The sequence below is a fragment of the Paraburkholderia sp. JHI2823 genome (assembly GCF_038900695.1).
GTDB lineage: Bacteria > Pseudomonadota > Gammaproteobacteria > Burkholderiales > Burkholderiaceae > Paraburkholderia > Paraburkholderia mimosarum.
Genome location: NZ_JAYMRY010000006.1, coordinates 110,152 through 134,407 on the forward strand (window position 1 = coordinate 110,152; position 24,256 = coordinate 134,407).

Below are 24,256 nucleotides of genomic sequence, written 5' to 3' on the forward strand. Positions count from 1 at the left end.
GGCCAGCTTCAGCCGAGTTCGTTGACGAGTTCCGGCACGAGCGTGAACAGATCGCCAACGAGACCGTAATCGGCCACGCTGAAGATCGGCGCTTCTTCGTCCTTGTTGATCGCGACGATGACCTTGGAGTCCTTCATGCCTGCAAGGTGCTGGATCGCGCCCGAGATGCCCACGGCCACATACAGTTGCGGCGCGACGATCTTGCCGGTCTGGCCGACCTGGTAGTCGTTCGGCACGAAGCCCGCGTCCACGGCGGCGCGCGATGCGCCGAGTGCTGCATTGAGCTTGTCCGCGAGCGGCTCCAGCACCTTCGTGTAGTTCTCGCCGCTGCCCAGACCCCGGCCACCCGAGACGATGATCTTCGCGCTCGTGAGTTCCGGACGGTCGAGCTTCGTGACTTCACGGCCGACGAACTGCGAGAGGCCGCTGTCTGCTGCCGCTTCGAGCTTCTCGACCGCCGCACTGCCGCCTTCGGCCGCGACGGCATCGAACGCCGTCGTGCGGACCGTGATGACCTTGATTGCATCGGCCGATTGAACCGTTGCAATCGCGTTGCCCGCATAGATCGGACGCTCGAAGGTGTCCGGCGAATCGACTGCCGTGATGTCGCTGATCTGCGCGACGTCGAGCTTCGCGGCGATACGCGGCGTGACGTTCTTGCCCGCTGCCGTTGCCGGAGCCAGGATGTGCGAATAGTTCTTTGCGATGCTCAGGACCGTCGCTTCGACGTTCTCGGCGAGACCCTGTTCGAGTTGCGGCGCATCGGCGAGCAGCACCTTCGCAACGCCTGCGATCTTTGCTGCCGCGTCTGCTGCGGCCTGTGCGTTGTGGCCCGCGACCAGCACGTGCACGTCGCCGCCAATCTTCTGTGCTGCGGCAACCGTGTTCAGCGTTGCGGCCTTGATCGACTGATTGTCGTGTTCTGCAATAACCAGATTCGTCATTTTCGTCTGCTCTCCTTACAGCACCTTGGCTTCGGTCTTCAGCTTCTCGACCAGCGTCTTCACGTCCGGCACCTTCACGCCAGCCGAACGCTTGGGCGGCTCGGCAACCTTCAGCGTCTTCAGACGCGGCGTGACGTCGACGCCGAGGTCCTCGGGCTTGATCGTCTCGAGCGGCTTCTTCTTCGCCTTCATGATGTTCGGCAGCGTGACGTAGCGCGGCTCGTTCAGGCGCAGGTCGGTCGTGACGACTGCGGGGAGCTTCAAGGACAGCGTTTCCGCGCCGCCATCCACTTCGCGCGAAACCGTTGCCTTGCCGTCGGCGACCACGACCTTCGATGCGAACGTCGCCTGCGGCAGGTTCGCCAGTGCGGCGAGCATCTGGCCGGTCTGGTTCGAATCGTCGTCGATGGCCTGCTTGCCGAGGATCACGAGCTGCGGCTGTTCCTTGTCGACCAGCGCCTTCAGGAGCTTGGCCACGGCCAGCGGCTGGAGGTCTTCGTTCGACTCGATCAGGATCGCGCGATCGGCGCCGATCGCCAGCGCCGTGCGCAGCGTTTCCTGCGCTTGCGCGACACCCGCGGACACGGCGATCACTTCCGTCGCCACGCCCGCTTCCTTCAGGCGCACCGCCTCTTCCACGGCGATTTCGTCGAACGGGTTCATCGACATCTTCACGTTCGCAATGTCGACGCCCGTGCCATCCGACTTCACACGAACCTTTACGTTGTAATCGACTACGCGTTTCACTGGCACAAGGACTTTCATTCACATGCTCCGAAGTTACGAATACGTCAACCTGGCGGACATTATAGCGAGAGCCCCGCAGGGCAGATCTGCCACCAGCAATTTTCACGAACAACCGCTGCCGCAACCCGGCTGTCGGTAGCGAACGATCGTGCTATTTTACGTTGCAAAAAACCCGGGCATCAAGCCCGGGCGCCGAAAAATATCGCTGATTTCATGGCAAAAAGGGGCGCTTACCATGAGGTGATGACCGCGCCACCGAACTTCGTTTCGATGTACTGCTTCACCTCCGGCGAGTGGTAGGCGGCCACCAGCTTCGCCACCCAGGGCTTGTTGCGATCGGCTTCGCGGATCGCGAGGATGTTCACGTACGGGCCCTTCGGATCCTCGATGGCGATCGCGTCCTGTTTCGGCTTCAGGCCGGCTTCCATCGCGAAGTTGGTATTGATCGCGGCGGCGTCCACGTCGTCGAGCGAGCGCGGAATCTGCGCGGCGTCCAGTTCGACGATCTTCAGCTTCCTGGGGTTTTCCACGATGTCGAGCGGCGTCGCCTTCAGGCCTGCCTCGCTGCGCAGCTTGATGAGGCCTTGTTTCTGCAGCAGCAGCAACGCCCGGCCACCGTTCGTCGGGTCATTGGGCACTGCGATACGCGAGCCCGGCTTCAGCTCGGCGAGCGACTTGATCTTCTTCGAGTAAATGCCCATCGGGAACGTGACCGTATCGGCGATCTTCACGAGCTTGTAGCCGCGATCCTTCACCTGCGCGTCGAGATACGGTGCGTGCTGGTAGCTGTTCGCGTCGAGGTCGCCGCCCGCGAGCGCCGCGTTCGGCTGCACGTAGTCGGAGAACTCGACGATCTTGATGTTCAGCCCGTTCTTCGCGGCCACGCTCTTCACGACTTCCATTACCTGCTCGTGCGGGCCGCCCGTCACGCCGACCTTGATGGTGTCGTCCGCGTGGGCCGCCAGCGGTGCGATGAACACAGCCGCACCCAGGGCGGCCGCGAACCGGATCACGAAACGTCGTTGCATATCCAAACCTTTGTTTTGTGGAGTTGTGTCGATCGAAAGAACGCTTGCTGCAGGGGCTTATTTGTGGCTCAAGCGCCGCACGAGCCAGTCGCCGAACGACTGCACGAGCTGCACGAACACGATCAGGATCACGACGACGATCAGCATGACTTCAGGCTCGAAGCGCTGATAGCCATAGCGGATGCCGAGGTCGCCCAGGCCGCCGCCGCCGATCGCGCCCGCCATCGCCGAATAGCCGACGAGCGAGATGAACGTGATGGTGAGCCCCGCCACGACGCCGGGCAGCGACTCGGGCAGCAGCACCTTGAAGACGATCTGGCTCGTGCTCGCGCCCATGGCCTGGGCGGCTTCGATGAGGCCGCGATCGACTTCGCGCAGCGCCGTTTCCACGAGCCGCGCGATGAACGGCGCAGCGGCGATGGTGAGCGGCACGATGGCGGCCGCCGTACCAATCGACGATCCCACCACCAGACGCGTGAACGGAATCACGGCGACGAGCAGGATGATGAACGGCGTCGAGCGCACGGCGTTGACGACCACGCCCATCACGCGATTCGCAGCGATGTTCTGCAGCACGCCATTGCGGTCGGTGAGATAGAGCAGCACGCCGAGCGGCAGGCCGATGGCCGCGCCCACGAGCCCCGAGATGCCCACCATGACGAGCGTCTCCCAGAACGACTGGACGAACATGTCGAACATTTCACTCCACATGGGACAGCTCCTCCACCACGACGCCTTGCTCGCGCAGCCATGCGATGGCCTGCGCCACCTTCACCGGATCGCCGCCCGCGAGCACCGCGAGCGAGCCGAACGCCTGCCCCTGGATCTCGTCGATCTGGCCGTGCAGGATGTTGAAATCGAGTTCGAAGCGGCGAATCGTCTCCGATAGCACGGGCTGATCGACGCCCGTGCCCTTGAACGCGAGACGCAGCAAGTGGCCGCTGCCTTTTGCGAGGTGCTCGGCCACGCGCGCCTTGAGCGCCGGCGGCAGCTCCTGGGCGATGACGTCGCCGAGCAGCGCACGCGTGACTTCATGGCGCGGCTGCAGAAACACGTCGATGACGGGACCGCTTTCCACCACACGGCCCGCATCGAGCACGGCCACACGGTCGCAGACCTGTTTGATCACTTCCATCTGGTGCGTGATCATCACGATGGTCAGGTTCAGCTCGCGATTGATCTTGCGCAGGAGGTCGAGAATGGCGCGCGTGGTTTCCGGGTCGAGCGCCGAGGTCGCTTCGTCGGAGAGCAGCACTTTCGGCTTGCTCGCGAGCGCGCGTGCGATGCCGACGCGCTGCTTCTGGCCGCCGCTGATCTGCGACGGATAGCGGTCCTTCTGCGCGCTCAAGCCGACGAGTTCGAGCAGGGGCAGCACCGTCGCTTCGATCTCGGCGCGCTTCGCGCCGGCGAGTTCGAGCGGTAGCGCGACGTTGTCGAACACGGTGCGCGACGACAGCAGGTTGAAGTGCTGGAAGATCATGCCGATCTCGCGCCGCGCTTCGCGCAGGTCGCCGGACGAAAGCGACGTCAGCGCGCGACCGTTGACGACGATATCGCCTTCGGTTGGACGTGTGAGCAGATTGATGGTACGGACGAGCGTGCTCTTGCCGGCGCCGCTGCGCCCGATGATGCCGAACACTTCGCCCGGTGGAACCGTCAGATTGACGTTGTGCAGCGCTTCGATCCAGCCTTGTGGGCCGGCGAAGCGCTGGGACACGTTTCGAATTTCGATCATGGAAAAAACGAAACGGCGGGTGCGCCGCGCGCCGCTCACGTAGCCCGCCCCTTTTGGGTTTCGGGAAACGCGTCGCGCCGGCAGACAGCCGCCGTTTGCTAGTTTGCTGGACTGGATTCAGGCCGGCATTTTACCCTGGCATGTAAAATTCCTTTTAATAATCAATTTCGATACTTTCATGACTTTGAGACATTAGAGGCCGCCGGCAGGCCGCCGGGGCTCAAGAGGCCGTACACTGCCTGGCCACGCACTGAAGAACGATACCGACAATGAACGGCGAGCCTGGGAGGGAGATGGAGACCAGTCAGCAGAGCGGCCCAATACACGCCACCGGGTCCACCGAACCGGCGACATTGCGTACGCGTGACGGCGTCGAACTACCGCTTTACGTCTGGCGTTCGAACGCGCCGCCGCGTGCGGCGCTGGCGCTGGTTCATGGCCTCGCGGAACACGCGGGCCGTTACGCTTCGCTCGCCGCGCGACTGAACGCCGCTGGCATCGATGTCTATGCGATCGATCTGCGGGGCCACGGTCACGCTCCCGGCCGCCGCACGTGGGTCGCGCGCTTCGACGAATATCTCGACGACGTGGAGGCGCTCGTCGCCTACGCGAGCGCGCAGTGCGCCGCCGGTGCCGCGGGCGCCAGTGCGCGCACGCCGCTCTTCCTGATGGGCCACAGCATGGGCGGCGCGATCGCCGCGCTCTACGCGATCGAGCGCCTGCCGCAATCGCGCGTGCCGCTGGCGGGCCTTCTGCTTTCGAGCGCGGCGCTCGCGCCGGGCCGCGACGTTCCCGCGTGGATGATTGGCGCGAGCCGCATCATCAGTGCAATCTGGCCGCGCTTCCCGGCCATGAAGATCGACGCCGCGCTGCTCGCGCGCGACCCCGCGGTGGTCGAAGCGAATCGCGCCGATCCGCTCGTGCATCACGGCGCGATTCCCGCCCGCACGGGGGCGCAATTGCTCGAAGCGATGCAGCGCATCGAAGCGGGCCGCGCGCAATTGCGCGTGCCCGTGCTGGTCTGGCATGGCACCGCGGACAAACTCACCGAACCCGAAGGCAGCCGCGAATTCGGCGCGAACGTGGGATCGCCCGATCGCACGCTCACGCTGTATGAAGGCAGCTATCACGAAACGCTCAACGACCTCGATCGCGAACGCGTGATCCGCGCGCTGATCGACTGGATCGACCCGCGCTGCTGAGCGGCCGGACGCTGTTATCTTGCGCTGCGTTTTTCGATGAACGCCTGGACGCCGTCGAGGGCGGGGTCGGTCATCATGTTGCAGGCCATGGTCTGTCCGGCCAGCTGATATGCGGCTTCGATGCCCATTTCGAGCTGCCGGTAAAAGAGGCCCTTGCCGGCCGCGACCGCTTCGCGCGGCTTGGCGCAAATGCTCGTGGCCAGCGCCGTCACGGCGCCGTCGAGTTCGTCGGCGGGGACCACGCGGTTCACGAGGCCTTCGCGCTGCGCCTGCGCCGCGTCGATGAACTCGCCCGTCATCAGCATCTCGAAGGCCGCCTTGCGCGAGACATTGCGAGTGAGCGGCACGGCGGGCGTGGAGCAGAACAAGCCGAGGTTGATACCCGACACGGCGAAGCGCGCCGAATCGGCTGCGACCGCCAGATCGCACATCGCGACGAGCTGGCAGCCCGCCGCGGTCGCCACGCCCTGCACGCGCGCGATGACGGGCTGCGGCATCTTCTGGATCGCCAGCATCATCTTCGAGCAGCGCTCGAACAGCCTCGCGTAGTAGGCGTGCGAAGGTTCCGCGCGCATTTCCCTGAGATCGTGGCCCGCGCAGAACGCGCGGCCCGCCGCCGCGATCACGACGACGCGCGCATCGGAAGCGGCGAGCGCCGTGAGCTCGGCATGGAGCGCGTCGATGAGCGCCTCGGAAAGCGCGTTGAACGCGTCAGGGCGATTGAGCGTGAGGCACACGACGCCCGGCACCCCCCAGGCGTCATGCGCGATTTCGACGAGCGGCGCGCCCTCGGCCTGCGCTGGCGATGCGCTGGGATTTGCGCTCATGATGCGTGTCTCCTTCGTTCAGATGTGCGCGCCGCCTGGGGCACCGAGGGACGCCTAGATATCCGCCAGCACGCGCAGATGCGCGACCACGCTGCGCCCTAGCGCCGAGAGGTTGTAGCCGCCTTCGAGGCAGCTCACGATGCGCCCCTTCGCATAGCGGGCCGCAATCGTGCGGATCTGTTGCGTGATCCAGGCGAAGTCATCCTCCACGAGCCCCATGTTCCCCAGGTCGTCCTCACGGTGCGCGTCGAAGCCCGCCGAGACGAACACCATCTCGGGCTTGAACTCGTGCAGGCGCGGCAGCCACATGATGTCGATGGCCTCGCGCACTTCCATGCCCTTCGTGCGCGCCGCGATCGGCAGATTCACCATGTTCGGCGCCGGATTTTCGGCACCCGTATACGGATAGAACGGATGCTGGAAGAAGCTGCACATCAGCACGCGCGAGTCGCCCGCGAACGCCGCTTCGGTGCCGTTGCCGTGATGCACGTCGAAATCGATGATCGCCACGCGTTGCAGACCGTGGACTTCGAGCGCATGGCGCGCCGCGATCGCCACGTTGTTGAAGAAGCAAAAGCCCATCGCGCGCGCCGGTTCCGCGTGATGGCCGGGAGGCCGCACGCTGCAGAACGCGTTCTCGTAGCGGCCCGCGAGCACGGCATCGGTGGCGGCGATCGCCGCGCCCGCCGCGCGCAGCGCCGCCTGCCACGTGTGCGGATTCATCAGCGTGTCGGGGTCGATGCTCGCGTAGCCTTCCCTGGGCGCGGTGTTGCGGACGAAGTCGATGTGCGCCTGGGTATGCACGCGCAGCAGTTCTGCCTCAGCCGCGAGCGGCGCCGATTCGTCGCGCTCGATCAGCGCAGCGATGCGGCTGGCGATCAGCTGGTCTTCGATGGCCTGCAGACGCGCCGGACATTCGGGATGCCATTCGCCCATCTCGTGCAGCAGGAAGTCGGGGTGAGAGAAGAAACCGGTCGTCATGAGTCGCACTGGCCGCGGGCTTCTGGCGCGGCCGCGTGTCTCCTTGTGTCTTTTGTATGCCGGCGCGCCGGCTGGCGCGCCATCAGTCACCACGTTACCACAGCGACCCGACGCTCAGGCGCCGCCGCGCTCGCAGGGGTCCAATTCCCGCCAGGCGCTCGGTTATACTGCCCGGGTTCTTCCTGGCCCGCTCTCCCCCTCTTCGCTCATGACGCTCAACACTGCCCTGTCCGCCTCCGGCCGCCCACGCCGCACGACCCTCGCACTCGCGCTTTGCGTGGCGGCGTCGCTGTGCACCGGTGCCGTGCGTGCGCAATCCAACGCGCCGAAAACGCGACAGACGCCGCTTACGCTCGCGCAGGCACAGCCGCAAACGCCGACCCCGGGCCAGACGTTCGAAGAGGAAATCGTCCCGCAGCGCTACGCGAACAATCCCGACGTCGACGGCTTCATCAACGACATGGTGGCGCGCTACGACTTCGATCCCGCCGCGCTGCACGCACTGTTCGCGAGCGCCAACTATTCGGCGACGGCCGTGAAGCTCGTCACGCCCTCGCCCGTGCCGGGCATCAAGAACTGGCACGCGTATCAGGCGCGCTTCCTCGACCCGGTACGCATCAATGCGGGCGTGCGCTTCTGGCGCGCGAACCAGGCCACGCTGCAGCGCGCATCGGAAGAGTTCGGCGTGCCGCCGGAGGTGATCGTCGGCATCATCGGCGTCGAGACGATTTACGGGCGCTACATGGGCGATTTCCGCGTGCTCGACGCCCTCACGACACTCGCTTTCGACTACCCGAACACACCGAATCGCGCCGAGCGCATGGCAACGTTCCGCAAAAATCTCGAGGACTACCTCGTGTGGACGCGCGGCGCGCAGATCGATCCGTCGTCGGTGCTCGGCTCGTACACGGGCGCGATCGGCATTCCGCAATTCCTCCCGAGCAGCATCGTGCAGTACGCGGTCGACTACGAAGGCAACAACCATATCGACCTGCGCGGGAGCCAGGCCGACGCGATCGGCAGCGTGGCGAACTATCTGCGGCAGAACGGCTGGGAAACGGGACGCCCCGTCGTATGGAATATCGCCACCGATGCGGGTAGCCTGGGTATTGCGCAGGCTGCCGCGGACGGCAAGCCCGAACCGCGCTGGCCGCTCAGCCAGTTGCTGCGCTCAGGTCTCGTGCTGGACCAGCCGGACGTCGACATCGCCGCCGAGGCGAGCACGCCCGTCACGGTCATCGACCTGCCCACGCCGGGCCGAGGCACGGAGTACAAGCTCGGGCTCAAGAACTTCTATGTGCTCACGCGTTATAACCGCAGCTTCTTCTACGCGCTCGCCGTCTATCAGCTGGGCTTGCGCGTGAAGGCGCAGATGCTGGCGACGCAGCCGGGCGTGGGCGTGGGCCCGTCGAACGGTAATCGTGCCAGTGGTGGCAATGGTGGCAATGCCGGCAGTTCGAACGGTGCCAATGATGTCAATGGCGGCAACGCCAATGGCAATAGCAGCAACGGCACGAACAGCGGCGCAGGCAACGCAGGCGGCACGGGCGCGACGCCTGCGGGACAAGACCAATAACGCGACAGCGAGCCGAGCCGCACAAACGAAACGGCCTTCGGAACACCGAAGGCCGTTTTTGCATCGAGGCTTCGATCAGGCCGGGAACACGCCCGTCGACAGATACCGGTCGCCACGGTCGCAGACGATGAACACGATGGTCGCGTTCTCGACCTGGCGCGCGAGACGCATCGCCACCTCGCACGCGCCGCCCGACGAAATGCCGGCGAAGATGCCTTCGACCGAGGCCAGACGACGCGCCATGTTTTCAGCGGCAGCCTGGCTCACGTTCTCCACGCGATCCACACGGCTGCGATCGAAGATTTTGGGCATATACGCTTCGGGCCACTTGCGAATGCCCGGGATGCGCGAGCCCTCCTCCGGCTGCGCGCCGACGATCTCGATGGCCTGGTTCCTTTCCTTCAGGTACTGGGACGTACCCATGATCGTGCCGGTCGTTCCCATCGACGACACGAAGTGCGTGATGCGCCCTTCCGTGTCGCGCCAGATTTCCGGGCCGGTGCCCTCGTAATGCGCGAGCGGATTGTCGGGGTTGGCGAACTGATCGAGGATGATGCCCTTGCCGTCGCGCTGCATCTGCTCGGCGAGGTCGCGCGCATACTCCATGCCGCCCTTCACCGGCGTGAGCATGATTTCGGCGCCATAGGCGGCCATGCTCTGGCGGCGCTCAACCGACAGATCCTCCGGCATGATGAGCACCATCTTGTAGCCACGGATCGCCGCCGCCATGGCGAGCGCGATGCCCGTGTTGCCGCTCGTCGCCTCGATGAGCGTGTCGCCCGGCTTGATGCGGCCGCGCTCTTCGGCCTTGCGGATCATCGAGACCGCCGGGCGGTCCTTCACCGATCCAGCCGGGTTGTTGCCTTCCAGCTTGGCCAGAATGACGTTGTTGCGGGCGCGGATTTCATCGTCCGGCAAGCGGACGAGCTGCACGAGCGGGGTGTTGCCGATCGTGTCTTCAATGGTCTTGTAGGGCATGGGAATGGCGGTGAGGCGCGATGACGTGATCCGTCGATTCTAAACCACGCGGCCAGCGACCGCAGGGGACCCATGACGCCGGTATGGCCGCAGGCTGAAGCGCGAGGCGCCACGCAGGCAAAAAGCCCGCGGCCTGAGCCGCGGGTCGAAGTCGCGGGTGAAGTTCACCGAGGCGACACCTGAAGGAGACTGACGCCCCGTGACGCCGGTGCGCGAGGACGCACGACGCGCGGGGTAAAGCGCAAGAGGACGCCTACTTCTTGACGGCCACGGCAGGCGGCTGATGGGCAACCGGCTGCGCGGCCGCCTTCGCAGACGTTGCCTGTGCAACTTTCGCCTGCGCCGCCTGGGCGTTCGCCGGGCCGACGGCCAATCCTTCGGCCTGCAAACGTTCGACAGTATGGCCGCCCATGCCCTTCACGCGCTTGCCGAGGTCGGCGGCATCCTTGTAAGGGCCGTGCGCACCGCGCTCGTCGAGAATGGCCTTGGCGCGCGCGGGCCCAATGCCCTTGATGCCGCGAAGCGCGTCTTCGTTCGCGGTGTTGACGTCGACGGCCGCTAGGGCGTGGCCGAACACGGCCAGGAGCGCGGCCGCCGCAAGGACTTTTCGGAACATGCTGGATCTCCCTGAAAACGCCGGCGACGATCGCCGGCGAGGAGAGTCCAGTTTAGGAAGTCGCGGCTTTGCGTTACACCTGGCCAGAAAGCCAACGTACGTAACGATCCACCCCTTCCTGCACCGTCAGGAACGGCGCGTCGTAGCCCGCTGCGCGCAGCTTCGACTGGTCGGCCTGCGTGAAGCACTGGTACTTGCCGCGCAGCGCGTCGGGGAACGGGATGTATTCGATCAGCCCTTCCTTGACCTGCTCCGCGAGCGAGAGCGCGGGCTTACCTTCCATCGCACGCAGTGTGTTCACCACGGTCGTCGCGATGTCGTTGAACGGCTGCGCGCGGCCGCTGCCCAGATTGAAGATGCCCGTTTTCTCCGGGTGATCGAAGAAGAACAGGTTGACCTTCACCACATCCTCGACCGAAACGAAGTCGCGCGTCTGCTCGCCGGGCGCATAGCCGTTGTACTCGCCGAACAGCTTCACGCGGCCTTCGGCGCGGAACTGGTTGAAGTTGTGGAACGCCACCGACGCCATGCGCGCCTTGTGCGTCTCGCGCGGGCCGTACACGTTGAAGTAGCGAAAGCCCGCAATCTGGCTTTGCGCCGTGGGCAGCACGCGGCGGATCACCTGGTCGAACAGGAACTTCGAATAGCCGTACACGTTCAGCGGTGCTTCCACTTCGCGTTCTTCGACAAAGCGCGTCGAGCCGCCATAGATCGCCGCCGACGACGCATACAGAAACTGCACGCGCTGCGCGAGGCATGCGTCGAGCACGGCGCGGCTGTAGCGGAAGTTGTTGTCCATCATGTAGCGGCCGTCGGTTTCCATCGTGTCCGAACAGGCGCCTTCGTGGAACACGGCGCGCACGTCGCCGAAATCGCCGCGCGCGAAGCGCTCGACGAACTCGGTCTTGTCGATGTAGTCGTCGATCTCGCAATCGACGAGGTTCCTGAACTTGTCCGCGCGGGTCAGGTTGTCGACGGCGATGATGCGATCTTCGCCGCGTTCGTTCAGCGCCTTGACGATGTTGCTGCCGATGAAGCCGGCCGCGCCGGTGACGATGAGGGTCATGATAGGTCTGCGGTGACGAGGTTCACACGAGGTTGATAGCCCGCCGGAATAACGCTCGGGAAATTCCGGCCGCGGCGCGAGCGCTGCGCGCTCGCGTGCACAACGTTATTGGAAGAGTTCGTCGTAGTCGACGGTGGCGGTACCCAGCTTGCCGACGACGATGCCAGCCGCGCGATTGGCGAGCGCGACACATTCGACGAGCGGCAGGCCCGCGCCCAGCATGACTGCGACGGTCGCGATCACCGTGTCGCCGGCGCCCGAGACATCATACACTTCGCGCGCGTCGGCCGCGGCGTGGAGCACGCCGGCGTCGGAAAAGAGCGTCATACCCTCTTCCGAGCGCGTGAGCAGCAGCGCATCGAACTGCAGTTCGCGGCGCAGCTTCGTCACGCGTGCATGGAGATCCTCCTCCGACTTCCACGTGCCCACCACTTCACGCAATTCCGCGCGATTCGGCGTAATGAGGCTCGCACCGCGATAACGCTCCCAGTCGTCGCCCTTGGGATCGACGAGCACTGCCTTGCCTGCGGCGCGCGCCTTCGCAATCATCTGCGTGACATGCGTGAGGCCGCCCTTCGCGTAGTCCGATAGCAGGATCACGTCGTACGTGGGCAGCAGCGCGTCGAAGCGGGCAAGGCCGGCGAGCAGGATTTCGTGCGCGGGTGTGTTCTCGAAGTCCACGCGCAGGAGTTGCTGCTGGCGCGAAAGCACGCGCAGCTTGATGGTCGTCGGCAACGCGGGATCGCGTTCGAGATACGCGTTCACGTTGCTCTCGCCCAGCAGCTCGATGATGCGCTCACCGGGTTCGTCGTGGCCCACCACGCATAGCAGGCCCGCATGAGCGCCGAGCGCGGCCGCGTTGCGCGCGACGTTTGCCGCGCCGCCAAGGCGGTCTTCCTTGCGTTGCACATGCACGACCGGCACCGGCGCTTCAGGCGAGATGCGATTGACGTCGCCGAACCAGTAGCGGTCGAGCATCACGTCACCAACGACCAGTACGCGCGAGGTAGCGAGTTTCTCGCGCGGCACGACGCGCACCTCTGGCGCGATCGGGGTTGCGAGCGCAGTCACAGCCGCGGCTTCAGGCTGCGGAGTTTGTGAAATTGACATGGGGCCGCCCAATCGAGTGATAGTCAATGCCGAGCTCCGCCATCGTGTCGGGCTCATAGAGATTGCGTCCGTCGAAGATCCGCGGCGCCTTGAGCACCTTCTTCAGGTGCGCAAAATCGGGCGCCTTGAACGCGGTCCATTCGGTGACGATCACGAGCGCGTCCGCGCCCATAAGCGCGTCGTCCTGGCTCGAAGCGAACGTGAGGCGCGCGTGTTGCTCGGGCGCGTGGGCCAGATCGAGCGCGAACACGCGCTGCGCCTCCTCGGCCGCCACCGGATCCCACGCTGCTACGGTCGCGCCGCGCGCAAGCAGGTCGGCGATCAGACGGCGGCTCGGCGCTTCGCGCATGTCGTCGGTATTCGGCTTGAAGGCAAGGCCCCATACGGCGAAGTGCTTGCCGGTGAGGTCCGCGCCACACACCTTGGCGATCTTCTTAACGAGCACTTCCTTCTGGCTGTGATTGACCTCTTCGACGGCTTCGAGAACGCGCAGGTGCTGGCCCGACTCCGCGGCGGTGCGAATCAGCGCCTGCACGTCCTTCGGGAAGCACGAGCCGCCATAGCCACAGCCCGCATAGAGGAAGTGATAGCCGATGCGCGGATCGGAGCCGATGCCGCGCCGCACCGACTCGATGTCGGCGCCCACGCGGTCGGCGAGATTCGCCATCTCGTTCATGAACGAAATGCGCGTGGCGAGCATGGCGTTGGCCGCGTACTTCGTGAATTCGGCGGAGCGCACGTCCATGTAGATGGTGCGCTCGTGGTTGCGGTTGAACGGCGCGTACAGGCGTTTCATCTTCTCGCGCGCGGCGTTGCCGTGATCATCATCGTCGAGGCCGATGATGATGCGGTCGGGGCGCATGAAGTCGTCCACGGCCGCGCCCTCCTTCAGGAACTCGGGGTTCGAGACGACCGAGAAGCGATGGTCCGCGCTATGCGCGAGGCCGCGTTTCGCGAGCTCTTCGGCCAGCACGCCGTGCACGCGCTGGGCCGTGCCGACCGGCACCGTCGACTTGTCGACGACCACCTTGAAGCCGTTCATGTAGCGGCCAATGCTGCGCGCCGCTTCGAGCACGTACTGGAGATCGGCCGAGCCGTCTTCGTCGGGCGGCGTGCCCACGGCGATGAACTGCACTTCGCCGTGCTCGACGCTTGCCGGGACATCGGTGGAGAAGGTGATGCGACCCGCCGCGCGATTGCGCGCGATGAGCTCGAGGAGGCCCGGCTCGTGAATGGGCACGCCGCCGCCATTGAGGATGTCGATCTTGCGTGGATCGACGTCGAGGCAAAACACGTCGTGGCCGATTTCGGCAAGACACGCACCGGTAACGAGGCCGACGTAGCCGGTACCGACAATGGTGATCTTCATGGGCGCTCCGGTAACAGATGCTGGTGTTGAAATGACAATGCGGTACGGCCGGTTAGGTACGGCCGGTTAGCTACGGCCGGTCAGGTGCGGCCGGTCAGGTGCGGCCGGTCAGTGCGGCCGCTCAAGTACGTCCGGTCAGGTACGGCCGGTTAGGTACGGCCGGTTAGGTACGGCCGGCGAGCCGCGCGGCTCGGTGCGCGCGCCCGCGGGCTCAGCTCGACGCGGGAACCGGTTCGACGCGACGAGGCGCATAGGTTTCCCAGCCGCTGCAGCCCGGGCATTGCCAGTAAAAGAGGCGCGCCCGGAACCCGCAGTTCTGGCAGGTATAGCGTGGCAGATTTTTCGTGCGCTGCTGGAGCAGCTTGTGCATCAGTTCGAGTTCGCTGCGACGCGGCTCGTCGGCAGCGGCCTGCTGCGCCTCGAGCAGGCGCGACATGCCGGCGAGGTTCGGCGACTTCTGCATCTGCGCGCGGGCGAGCGCGTGTGCCGCATCGGCGCCGCGCAGCGCGGCGACGTACTTGTACGCGACGTCGAGCAGGTCGTTCGACGGATAGGCGTCGACCCACGTCGTGAGCAGTTCTGCGCCCTCTTCCGCACGCCCGAGCGCCTCGTAGGCCTTCATGACCTTTTCGGCAACGAGCGGCAGATAGGCCGGGTTTTGCGCCTCGACCTCGCGCCAGTGGCCGAGTGCCGTTGCGGAGTCGCCGCTTGCCGCATCGACGTCGCCCGCGAGGATCGTCGCGCGCACGTTCTGCGAATTGGCCTTGAGCGCGAGCGAAAGCTGGCGGCGCGCCTCATCGGGCTTCTTCTGCTGGAGCGCTTCCTGCGCGAGCTCGCAATGGAACTGCGCGATTTCGAGGTCGAGCGACGCCGCGCCCATGACTTCGAGTTGGCGCGCGGTGTCGATGCAGCGGTTCCAGTCCTTCTCGATCTCGTAGATCGCGAGCAGCGCGCGCTGCGCGCCGAGCGCGAAGTCGCCCGTCTTGAGCTTGCCGAACGTCTCCTCCGCGCGGTCGAGCAAGCCCGCCTTCAGGAAGTCCTGGCCGAGTTCATAGAGCGCGTGGTCGCGCTCGTTCACAGGCAGGTCGGAACGCGAAAGCAGATTCTGATGCACGCGGATCGCGCGGTCGGTCTCGCCGCGGCGGCGAAACAGATTGCCGAGCGCGAAGTGCAATTCCACCGTTTCGGGGTCGAGCTTGGCGACCTCGATGAACGCATCGATGGCCTTGTCCGGCTGTTCGTTGAGCAGAAAATTCAGGCCCCGGAAATAGGAGCGCGGCAAGTTTGCACTTTCGGAAAGCAGTGCCTTCAGGTCGTAGCGCGACGCCATCCAGCCGAGCGCGAAGGCAACGGGAATGACGAGGAGCCACCAGAAATCGAGATCCATGCGAGCGATGGTGAGAGCGGAAATTCAGCCGCACGCGTTTGGCGCGCGGCACGGCAATACGAATCAGATGAGCGGCGGCAGCGGCGGCTCGACGCTCGGCGTGGGCGTTTCACGCGCCACGCGCAGGTCGCGTTTGAGGCGGCCGTTTTCCATGCGCAGCCGGAACACGCCAGGCAGCGCCGAAAGCAGCCCCGCCAGCAGCCCGACAACGAAAAACGCGAGGCCGATCAGGATAAGCGGAGCCTGCCACGAATACCCGGCCAGAAAGTTCAGCGTCGTGCTTTGCGTGTTGGCGAGTGCGAGTACGAGCAGCAGCACGAACACCAGCACACGGATCACCCAGGCGATCAATCTCATGAAGGATTCTCTTGGCAGTTGCAAAGACACCGGCCGCACCGGCGAAGCCGGCATGCTGCGCCGCAGCACCAGCCGGGCCGAAGTGTCCCGTATTGTAATTGAACGGCCCGCCCGCCGACACGTGCCAGCGTGCGGGGAGCCAGATCGAAACGCCATGGCGTGCAATCAGCGTCGAAAAGGCGCAGGCGAAAAAAAACGCCGGGGTTGTTCACCCCAGCGCCTTTTACCGGTCCATGCGTTCTGGCCATCTGGCATTGACCGCCGACGACCGCAATCGCCCGATCGAAAACGATCGCACGCTTACAGGTCGTCGTCCGGCTCTTCCGCCTTCAGCGGCTCGCCCGAATGACGGTCCACGCGCTCGCGCAATTCCTTGCCCGGCTTGAAGTGCGGCACGAACTTCTCAGGCACCAGCACCTTTTCACCCGATTTCGGATTGCGGCCGACGCGCGACGGCCGACGATTCAGGCCGAAGCTGCCAAAGCCGCGAATTTCGATGCGATGACCCTTGGCAAGGGCCTCGGACATCGCATCGAGCATCGTCTTGACCGCGAAATCCGCATCCTTGAGAACAAGTTGCGGAAATCGCGTAGCCAGCTGCGCGACCAATTCAGATTTGGTCATACTTCAGCTTGCCCCCGTTTGAGGCTTACTGGTTCTGGCCGTCGAGCTTGGCCTTCAGCAGTGCGCCCAGGTTGGTCGTGCCGGTGGCAGCCGAACCCGTGTCCGACGACATGCTGCGCAGTGCTTCTTGCGTCTCAGCCGAGTCCTTAGCCTTGATCGACAGGTTGATGCCACGCGACTTGCGATCGATGTTGATGATCATCGCGTTGACCTTGTCGCCTTCCTTCAGCACGTTGCGAGCATCTTCCACGCGGTCTTGCGCGATTTCCGAAGCACGCAGATAGCCTTCGACGTCCGCGTTCAGCGTGATCACAGCGCCCTTGGCATCGACCGACTTGACCACGCCGTCGACGATCGAACCCTTGTCGTTGACAGCAACGAAGTTGCTGAACGGGTCGCCTTCGAGCTGCTTGATGCCGAGCGAGATACGCTCCTTCTCGACGTCGATGCCCAGAACCACGGCCTCGACTTCGTCGCCCTTCTTGTACTTGCGCACGGCTTCTTCGCCGGTTTCGCTCCACGACAGGTCGGAGAGGTGAACCAGACCGTCGATGCCGCCGGGCAGGCCGATGAACACGCCGAAGTCGGTGATCGACTTGATCGCGCCTTGCAGCTTGTCGCCCTTCTTGAAGTTGCGGCTGAAGTCATCCCACGGATTCGGCTTGCACTGCTTCATGCCGAGGCTGATACGGCGGCGGTCTTCGTCGATCTCGAGGACCATGACTTCGACTTCGTCGCCCAGCTGGACAACCTTCGAGGGGGCCACGTTCTTGTTGGTCCAGTCCATTTCCGAAACGTGGACGAGGCCTTCGATACCCGACTCGACTTCGACGAACGCGCCGTAGTCGGTGATGTTCGTGACCTTGCCGAACAGGCGCGTGCCCGACGGGTAGCGGCGCGAGATGCCTTCCCACGGATCGTCGCCCAGTTGCTTGATACCGAGCGAAACGCGGTTCTTTTCCTGGTCGAACTTGAGGATCTTCGCGGTGACTTCCTGGCCAACCGAGAGAACTTCGCTCGGGTGACGCACGCGACGCCATGCGATGTCGGTGATGTGCAGCAGGCCGTCGATGCCGCCGAGGTCCACGAACGCGCCGTAGTCGGTGATGTTCTTGACCACGCCGTTGACGATCGCGCCTTCCTTCAGCGTTTCGAGCAGCTTTGCGCGCTCTTCGCCTTGCGTGGCTTCGATCACTGCGCGGCGCGACAGCACGACGTTGTTACGCTTGCGGTCGAGCTTGATCACGCGGAATTCGAGCGTCTTGCCTTCGTACGGCGTCGTGTCCTTGACCGGACGCGTGTCGACGAGCGAACCCGGCAGGAACGCGCGGATGCCGTTGACCATGACGGTCATGCCGCCCTTGACCTTGCCCGTGATCGTGCCGGTCACGAGTTCGTTGTTGTCGAGGGCCTTTTCCAGCGACAGCCACGAAGCGAGACGCTTCGCCTTGTCGCGCGACAGGATGGTGTCGCCGTAGCCGTTTTCCAGCGCGTCGATCGCGACGGAAACGAAATCACCCGCCTGAACCTCCACTTCGCCCTGGTCGTTCAGGAATTCCTCGATGGGAATGTAAGCCTCGGACTTCAGGCCAGCGTTGACGACCACGAAGTTGTGGTCGACGCGCACGACTTCAGCGGAGATGACTTCGCCGGCGCGCATGTCCTGGCGGGTCAGCGACTCTTCGAACAGAGCCGCAAAGGATTCGGTATTGGGGGTGGAGGTTTGCAGGTCGGACATAAAAATCTGGATTTGCATGGTTTTCGCTGCTCGACCAGCCAGTCTTGACTGCCGGGCGTTGAGGCCGGAACGCTTGGGTTCGCGGCACAGATGCAAAAGCCACACTGGGTTAAAGGGTTTAACACACGCCCCGGCGCCTTGACTGACGCTATACGGGGCACCTACTCGTACTGCCACTACGACTGCTGTTTTCTACTGCGCACTGCCGTGCTCAACTACTAGTGCTCAACGACTACCGGACAGCCGCAGTTGGCTCGATTCCTGATACCACCGCACGACCTGTTCGACCGCCTGGTCGACGGAGAGCGCCGAAGTATCGAGAAGCTGCGCATCCGCTGCGGGCTTGAGCGGCGCGGCCGCGCGGTTACTGTCGCGCGCGTCGCGTTCACGCAAATCCCGAAGCAAGTCATCCATATTAGCAGAAAAACCTTTTTGGATCAATTGCTTATGCCGGCGGGCCGCGCGGGCCTCCACGCTGGCCGTCAAGAACACCTTCAGGACGGCGTCCGGGAAGATCACCGTGCCCATATCGCGGCCGTCCGCGACGAGCCCCGGAAGCTTGCGAAACGCCCGCTGGCGAGCCACGAGCGCCGTGCGCACGGCCGGATGCGCGGCGATCATCGAGGCCCGGTTGCCTACTTCCTCGGCGCGGATTTCGTTCGAAACGTCAACGCCGTCGAGCTGCGCGAGCCCCTCGCGAAACGTGATATGGAGGTCATCGATCAATTTCGCAAGACGCTCGGCATCGTCCGCGGCAATCGCATAGCGCATGCTCGCGAGCGCCGCCAGACGGTAGAGCGCGCCGCTGTCGAGCAGGTGAAAGCCGAGATGCGCGGCAACCAGCGCCGCCACCGTGCCTTTGCCGGAAGCGGTGGGGCCGTCGATCGTGATGACGGGCGTCGGATAAAAGGGACGGGTCGATTTCATGCGGCAAACGTGCTTGGCTTCGTATCAATCAAGGTTGCGCGAGCGCCAGGAAGCGCTCGAAATAATCGGGGAACGTCTTGCCCACGCACTTCGGGTCGTTGATGCGCACCGGCACGCCGCCAAGGCTCACCAGCGAAAAGCACATCGCCATGCGGTGGTCGTCGTAGGTGTCGATTGCGGCGTTGGGCGTGAGCTTTTCAGGCGGGCGCACGATCAGGTAATCGGGGCCCTCCTCCACATTCGCACCCACCTTGCGCAGTTCCGTGGCCATCGCCGCGATGCGGTCGGTTTCCTTCACGCGCCAGCTTGCGATGTTGCGCAGCGTGGTCGCGCCGTCGGCAAAGAGCGCCGCCACGGCGATCGTCATGGCCGCGTCGGGGATCAGGTTGAAGTCCATGTCGATGGGATCGAGCTTGCCGTGATCGTTGCCGATGCCGCGCACTTCGATCCAGTCGTCGGCGACCGTGACGTTCGCGCCCATGCGCATGAGGGCCGCCGCAAACGCGACATCGCCCTGGATGCTGGAGCGGCCTACGCCTTCCACGCGCACCGGCCCGCCGCCGATCGCGCCCGCGGCGAGGAAGTACGACGCCGATGACGCATCGCCTTCCACCATGATCCTGCCCGGCGACTGGTAGCGCACGCCCGCGGGAATCTCGAAGCGATGCCAGCCGTGGCGCTCGACCTTCACGCCGAAGCGCTCCATCAGCTTGATCGTGATCTCGATGTAGGGCTTGGAAATCAGCTCGCCGTCCACCTCGACGATCGACACGCCGTCCTTGGCGCGCACGAGCGGCAGCGTCATGAGGAGCGCCGTGAGGAACTGGCTCGACACGTCGCCGCGCACGCGGATGGGCGCCTCGACCGAAATCGGCGCCGGACGGATGCGCAACGGCGGATAGCCTTCGTTCTCCTCATAGTCGATCTTCGCGCCGATCTGGCGCAGCCCGTCCACCAGGTCGCCGATGGGCCGCTCGTGCATGCGCGGCACGCCGAAGATCCGGTAATCGCCGCCGTTCACGGCGAGCGCCGCCGTGAGCGGACGCACGGCCGTGCCCGCATTGCCGAGGAAGAGATCCGCGCGCACTGCCTGAAACGCGCCGCGCGTGCCCTGCACGACGCAGGTGTCGTCCTCGCGCTTGAGCTTCACGCCGAGCTTTTCGAGCGCGTCGAGCATGACGCGCGTGTCGTCGGAGTCGAGCAGGTTCGTGATGGTCGTTTCGCCCTCGGCCAGCGCGGCGAGCAGCAGCACGCGGTTCGAGATGCTCTTCGAGCCGGGCAGACGGATCGTGCCGGACGCACGGGTGAACGGTCCGAGATCGAGGTGTTCCATGAGCGTGTCCTGAGAATGCCTTGTTGCGACCCTGGCGGCGTACGCGCCGCCTGGCGGATTCCTGCTTGCTTGTTTGCGTGCCTGCGTGTTGGTGTGCCTATTTGCCTGGCGCTGCTTCGATGGCCGCCGCGCCCTTGCCGCCGCGTTCCTGCCACGCCTCGCGCGCCGCGCGCGAGCGCGCGAACACGGTTTCGAGCGCGGCCCCGTCGCCGGCGTCGATGGCCGCACGCAGCTTCGCGAGCACCTCAGTGTAGCCGTCGAGCTCCGCCAGCAGCGCTGCGCGATTGGCGAGACACACGTCGCGCCACATTTCCGGGCTGGAGGCAGCGATACGCGTGAAATCGCGGAAACCGCCCGCTGCGAACGAGAACTTCAACTGGGCGTCGGGCGAGGCGAGAATCTGGTCGACGAGCGCGAACGACAGCAGGTGGGGCAGATGGCTTACCGAGGCGAAGACACGATCGTGCTGCGCGGCCGGCATCTCGCCGATCACGGCGCCGGTGGCGCGCCACATCGCGGCAACACGTTCGACCGCCGCAGGCGCGTTTTCCGCGAGCGGACACAGTACGACGTTGCGGCCCACGTAGAGGTCGGCCAGCGCGGCATCGACGCCGCTCGATTCGCGTCCGGCGATCGGGTGACCGGGAACGAACTGCGCGATGCGAGTGCCGAGCGCGGCGCGGGCCGCGGCGATCACGTCGCTCTTGGTGCTGCCGGCGTCGGTGACGATGGTCTCTTGTCCCAGATGCGGCGCGATGCGCTCGAGCAGCGCCTCTGTCTGCGCAACGGGCGCGGCGATCAGCACGATATCGGCGCCGGCGAGTGCGGCGGCTAGCGCAGCTTCGTCATCCAGCGTCGCGGCTGCGTCGATCACGCCCAGTTCGAGCGCGCGCGCGACCGAATGCGCGCTGCGCCCTACGCCGACCACCTGCGCACCGTCTTCGCCATGCGAATCGCGCTCGCGCAACGCGCGAGCAAGGGATCCGCCAATGAGGCCGACGCCGAAAATCACCAGCTTGTTAAACGAAAACGCACTCACGACGTCACCGAAAAAATAGGGATTGCGCGCTCATGGGGCTTCACGATGCGCCCTTCTTCAAACCCGTATTCGCGGGCGACTTTCGAAACCGGTTGTCGGCGACATAAGGGGCGATCGCGCGCACATACGAGGGGGCGAATTGCATGGTCATGCGTTTCTCCAAGGCTCAATGCGGGGCTGGGTTCGTTACCCCGTGCGGTGGCGCTGCGCGCGCCGTATCGCGGACCGGTCCAGACAGGAGGCGCCCGGTTCGGCGCCCTCCCTCCCAAACGCTTACCGTGCGCGCGGATACGAGCCGAGGATCTTCAGGTACGCGGCCTTCTTGCTGAGTTCGCCGAGCGCCGCGGCCACGGCCGCATCCTCGCGATGGCCTTCGAAGTCGATGTAGAAGTAGTACTCCCACGTGCTGCCAACGCGCGCCGGACGCGATTCGAAACGCGTCATCGAGACGCCGTGGCGCGCGAGCGGCTCAAGCAGCTTGTAGACCGCGCCCGGCTCGTTCTTCACCGAAACGATCATCGACGTCTGATCATGACCCGTCGCGCCCGCCGGCTGCTTGCCGATCATCACGAAGCGCGTGCGGTTGTGCGGATCGTCCTGGATCAGTGCACTGGCGATCAGGAGACCGTAATGCGTGGCGGCGCGTTCGCCGGCAATCGCGGCGATCGTCGGGTCGGCGGCGGCGAGACGCGCGGCCTCGGCATTGCTCGACACGCTCTGACGCTCCAGCTGCGGAGCGTTCGCGGTCAGCCAGTGCTGGCATTGTGCGAGCGCCTGCGGGTGCGCGCACACGCGCGTCACGCCCTTGAGGTTGCCGCTTTGCGTCAGCAGGTTGTGCTGGATCGGCAATGCGATCTCACCGCCGATGAGCAGCTGCGTTTCCAGGAACAGGTCGAGCGTGCGCGAAACGGCGCCCTCGGTCGAGTTCTCGACCGGTACGACGCCGAACTCGGCGGCGCCCGCTTCGACCGAGCGAAACACCTCGTCGATCGACGGGCACGGCAGGCCTTCGATCGACTGCCCGAAGTACTGGTACATCGCCTGCTCGCTGTAGGTGCCGACCGGCCCGAGGAACGCAGCGGAAATCGTCTTTTCGAGCGAGCGGCTCGCGGCCATGATCTCGCGCCAGATCGCGCTGATGTGATCGCTGCCCAGCGGGCCTTCGCTCATTGCCTGAAGGCGCTCGATTACCTGAAGCTCGCGCTCGGGGCGAAACACCGGCGCGTTGAAATGCTTCTTGACCTCGCCGACTTCGAGCGCGACGGATGCGCGCTGGTTCAGGAGCGCGATGAGCTGCGCGTCGATCGCGTCGATGCGTTCGCGCAGCGGCTTGAGTTGGGAGTTGAGTTCGTCGTCCATGCGTGAGACCGGCAATCTGAAAGGATGCGCGCGGCGCTCGGGGCTTCCCCCGGCGCTTACGCGTGCTTCGCCTCGAATTCCTTCATGTACTCGACCAGCGCCTTCACTGCCTCGAGCGGCACCGCGTTGTAAATCGATGCCCGCATGCCGCCGACGGACTTGTGGCCCTTCAGCTGCAACAGCCCGCGCTCCCTGGCGCCGGCGAGGAAATCTGCGTTACGTGTTTCGTCGGCGAGGAAGAACGGCACGTTCATCCGCGAGCGCGCGCGGCGCTCCACCTTGTTGATATAGAAGCTGCTTGCGTCGATCGTTTCGTAGAGCAGCTTCGCTTTTTCGACATTGCGCGCCTCGATGACTTCGAGACCGCCCTGGCGCTTCAACCACTTGAACACGAGCCCCGCGATATAGATCGCGTAGGTCGGCGGCGTGTTGTACATCGAGTTGTTCGCGGCCACGGTCTTCCATTCGAACGCCGAAGGGCAGATCGACATCGAGCGGTCGAGCAGGTCTTCGCGCACGATCACGACCGTCACGCCCGCCATGCCGATGTTCTTCTGCGCGCCACCATAAAGCACGCCGTACTTGGCGATGTCCATCGGGCGCGAAAGGATGTGCGACGAGGCGTCGGCCACGAGCGGAATATCGCCGAGATCGGGAATCTCGAACGTCTCGACGCCGTCGATCGTCTCGTTCGTGCACAGGTGCACGTAGGCCGGGTCGTCGGAGAGTTGCCACTCGCTCTTCGGCGGCGAATGCGTGAAGCCGGCCTCGGTGCGGCCCGTCGCGGCGATATGCGCTTCACCGTACTTGAGGGCTTCCTTCTGCGACTTCTGCGACCATGAGCCCGTGATCACGAAGTCCGCGCGCGGCTTCGTGCCGAACAGGTTGAGCGGCACGATGGCGTTCTCGCCAATGCCGCCGCCCTGCAGGAACAGGATCTGGTGACTCGCGGGCACCTGCATCAGCTCGCGCAGATCGAGCAGCGCCTCGCTATGGATCTGCATGAATTCCGGACCGCGATGGCTCATCTCCATCACGCCCATGCCGCTGCCGTGCCAGTCGAGCATTTCGTCGGCGGCCTGACGCAGGACCTCTTCGGGCAACGCTGCCGGTCCGGCTGAGAAGTTGTAGACGCGCATCGTAAAAGAGATCCCCGAGGCTGGCGCTGTCGCCACTGTGGCCGCTGTGGAAAAAACCACCGCCGGAACACACGCCAAAAAGAAAAATGGTCGCTTGCGCTCACGCGCAAACGACCATTATCGCATTGTCGCCGGGAACCCGCCAACGCGGGCCTTCCACGGCGCATTGCTACA

General features: G+C 64.8%; 23 protein-coding genes. 2 read left to right on the forward strand and 21 right to left on the reverse strand.

The window, feature by feature from the left end:
* Positions 1 to 8 precede the first annotated feature (8 nt).
* The 5 genes from VSR34_RS09500 to VSR34_RS09520 all read right to left on the reverse strand — a co-directional run bounded on the left by VSR34_RS09500 (position 9) and on the right by VSR34_RS09520 (position 4,454).
* Positions 9 to 944: an FAD-binding protein gene (locus VSR34_RS09500; protein WP_042289684.1), complete on the reverse strand. Its 936-nt coding sequence runs from the start codon at positions 942 to 944 to the stop codon at positions 9 to 11.
* 15 nt (positions 945 to 959) lie between these two features.
* Entirely contained in the window at positions 960 to 1,709 is a 750-nt protein-coding gene (locus tag VSR34_RS09505) for an electron transfer flavoprotein subunit beta/FixA family protein (protein WP_028230526.1), read from the reverse strand.
* A 212-nt stretch (positions 1,710 to 1,921) separates the two neighbouring features.
* A complete protein-coding gene (locus VSR34_RS09510; RefSeq protein WP_028211708.1) occupies positions 1,922 to 2,719 on the reverse strand; it encodes a MetQ/NlpA family ABC transporter substrate-binding protein in 798 nt (265 codons plus the stop codon).
* A gap of 57 nt (positions 2,720 to 2,776) precedes the next feature.
* The gene (locus VSR34_RS09515; protein ID WP_028211707.1) at positions 2,777 to 3,430 is read right to left on the reverse strand and encodes a methionine ABC transporter permease; all 654 of its coding nucleotides are present in this window, start codon (positions 3,428 to 3,430) and stop codon (positions 2,777 to 2,779) included.
* The gene (locus tag VSR34_RS09520; protein ID WP_342962380.1) at positions 3,420 to 4,454 is read right to left on the reverse strand and encodes a methionine ABC transporter ATP-binding protein; all 1,035 of its coding nucleotides are present in this window, start codon (positions 4,452 to 4,454) and stop codon (positions 3,420 to 3,422) included. The genes VSR34_RS09515 and VSR34_RS09520 overlap by 11 nt, the downstream gene beginning before the upstream one ends.
* A gap of 293 nt (positions 4,455 to 4,747) precedes the next feature.
* Here VSR34_RS09520 and VSR34_RS09525 point away from each other — a divergent pair, with 293 nt between their 5' ends.
* Positions 4,748 to 5,656, forward strand: coding sequence for an alpha/beta hydrolase (locus VSR34_RS09525; protein WP_042289686.1), 909 nt, complete (start codon positions 4,748 to 4,750; stop codon positions 5,654 to 5,656).
* A 14-nt stretch (positions 5,657 to 5,670) separates the two neighbouring features.
* Here the strand turns inward: VSR34_RS09525 and VSR34_RS09530 are convergent, their stop codons facing one another.
* The gene (locus VSR34_RS09530) at positions 5,671 to 6,483 is read right to left on the reverse strand and encodes an enoyl-CoA hydratase (protein WP_028211704.1); all 813 of its coding nucleotides are present in this window, start codon (positions 6,481 to 6,483) and stop codon (positions 5,671 to 5,673) included.
* 54 nt (positions 6,484 to 6,537) lie between these two features.
* Positions 6,538 to 7,464, reverse strand: a complete 927-nt coding sequence (locus tag VSR34_RS09535) for a histone deacetylase family protein (protein ID WP_028211703.1) — start codon at positions 7,462 to 7,464, stop codon at positions 6,538 to 6,540.
* A 208-nt stretch (positions 7,465 to 7,672) separates the two neighbouring features.
* On the opposite strand from VSR34_RS09535, the gene mltB reads away from it, so the two are divergent.
* A complete protein-coding gene (gene mltB / locus VSR34_RS09540) occupies positions 7,673 to 9,040 on the forward strand; it encodes a lytic murein transglycosylase B (protein WP_081715972.1) in 1,368 nt (455 codons plus the stop codon).
* 75 nt (positions 9,041 to 9,115) lie between these two features.
* On the opposite strand, the gene cysM is transcribed toward mltB, so the two are convergent.
* The 14 genes from cysM to serC all read right to left on the reverse strand — a co-directional run bounded on the left by cysM (position 9,116) and on the right by serC (position 24,082).
* Positions 9,116 to 10,018, reverse strand: a complete 903-nt coding sequence (cysM, locus tag VSR34_RS09545; RefSeq protein ID WP_342962381.1) for a cysteine synthase CysM — start codon at positions 10,016 to 10,018, stop codon at positions 9,116 to 9,118.
* Positions 10,019 to 10,271: 253 nt separating this feature from the next.
* A complete protein-coding gene (locus VSR34_RS09550; RefSeq protein WP_342962382.1) occupies positions 10,272 to 10,634 on the reverse strand; it encodes a helix-hairpin-helix domain-containing protein in 363 nt (120 codons plus the stop codon).
* A gap of 73 nt (positions 10,635 to 10,707) precedes the next feature.
* Complete coding sequence (rfaD, locus tag VSR34_RS09555) at positions 10,708 to 11,700, reverse strand: ADP-glyceromanno-heptose 6-epimerase (RefSeq protein WP_028211700.1); 993 nt, start codon at positions 11,698 to 11,700, stop codon at positions 10,708 to 10,710.
* Positions 11,701 to 11,805: 105 nt separating this feature from the next.
* The gene (rfaE1, locus tag VSR34_RS09560) at positions 11,806 to 12,810 is read right to left on the reverse strand and encodes a D-glycero-beta-D-manno-heptose-7-phosphate kinase (protein ID WP_154671194.1); all 1,005 of its coding nucleotides are present in this window, start codon (positions 12,808 to 12,810) and stop codon (positions 11,806 to 11,808) included.
* Entirely contained in the window at positions 12,782 to 14,179 is a 1,398-nt protein-coding gene (locus tag VSR34_RS09565; RefSeq protein ID WP_028211699.1) for a UDP-glucose/GDP-mannose dehydrogenase family protein, read from the reverse strand. The genes rfaE1 and VSR34_RS09565 overlap by 29 nt, the downstream gene beginning before the upstream one ends.
* A 211-nt stretch (positions 14,180 to 14,390) precedes the next feature.
* Positions 14,391 to 15,566, reverse strand: coding sequence for a lipopolysaccharide assembly protein LapB (gene lapB, locus VSR34_RS09570; RefSeq protein WP_028211698.1), 1,176 nt, complete (start codon positions 15,564 to 15,566; stop codon positions 14,391 to 14,393).
* Between the two features lie 63 nt (positions 15,567 to 15,629).
* Positions 15,630 to 15,923, reverse strand: a complete 294-nt coding sequence (locus VSR34_RS09575; protein ID WP_028211697.1) for a LapA family protein — start codon at positions 15,921 to 15,923, stop codon at positions 15,630 to 15,632.
* Positions 15,924 to 16,223: 300 nt separating this feature from the next.
* Positions 16,224 to 16,547, reverse strand: coding sequence for an integration host factor subunit beta (locus VSR34_RS09580; protein WP_028211696.1), 324 nt, complete (start codon positions 16,545 to 16,547; stop codon positions 16,224 to 16,226).
* Positions 16,548 to 16,572: 25 nt separating this feature from the next.
* Positions 16,573 to 18,303: a 30S ribosomal protein S1 gene (gene rpsA, locus VSR34_RS09585; protein ID WP_028211695.1), complete on the reverse strand. Its 1,731-nt coding sequence runs from the start codon at positions 18,301 to 18,303 to the stop codon at positions 16,573 to 16,575.
* A 207-nt stretch (positions 18,304 to 18,510) separates the two neighbouring features.
* Positions 18,511 to 19,212 carry a (d)CMP kinase gene (gene cmk / locus VSR34_RS09590; RefSeq protein WP_028211694.1) on the reverse strand — a complete coding sequence of 234 codons (702 nt, stop codon included), beginning with the start codon at positions 19,210 to 19,212 and terminating at the stop codon, positions 18,511 to 18,513.
* Positions 19,213 to 19,240: 28 nt separating this feature from the next.
* Positions 19,241 to 20,545, reverse strand: a complete 1,305-nt coding sequence (gene aroA / locus VSR34_RS09595) for a 3-phosphoshikimate 1-carboxyvinyltransferase (protein ID WP_028211693.1) — start codon at positions 20,543 to 20,545, stop codon at positions 19,241 to 19,243.
* 97 nt (positions 20,546 to 20,642) lie between these two features.
* Positions 20,643 to 21,584 (reverse strand): prephenate dehydrogenase/arogenate dehydrogenase family protein, encoded by a 942-nt coding sequence (locus tag VSR34_RS09600; RefSeq protein WP_028211692.1) that lies wholly within the window; start codon positions 21,582 to 21,584, stop codon positions 20,643 to 20,645.
* A gap of 273 nt (positions 21,585 to 21,857) precedes the next feature.
* Complete coding sequence (gene pheA, locus VSR34_RS09605; protein WP_342962383.1) at positions 21,858 to 22,943, reverse strand: prephenate dehydratase; 1,086 nt, start codon at positions 22,941 to 22,943, stop codon at positions 21,858 to 21,860.
* Between the two features lie 56 nt (positions 22,944 to 22,999).
* The gene (gene serC, locus VSR34_RS09610) at positions 23,000 to 24,082 is read right to left on the reverse strand and encodes a 3-phosphoserine/phosphohydroxythreonine transaminase (protein ID WP_028211690.1); all 1,083 of its coding nucleotides are present in this window, start codon (positions 24,080 to 24,082) and stop codon (positions 23,000 to 23,002) included.
* Positions 24,083 to 24,256 lie beyond the last annotated feature (174 nt).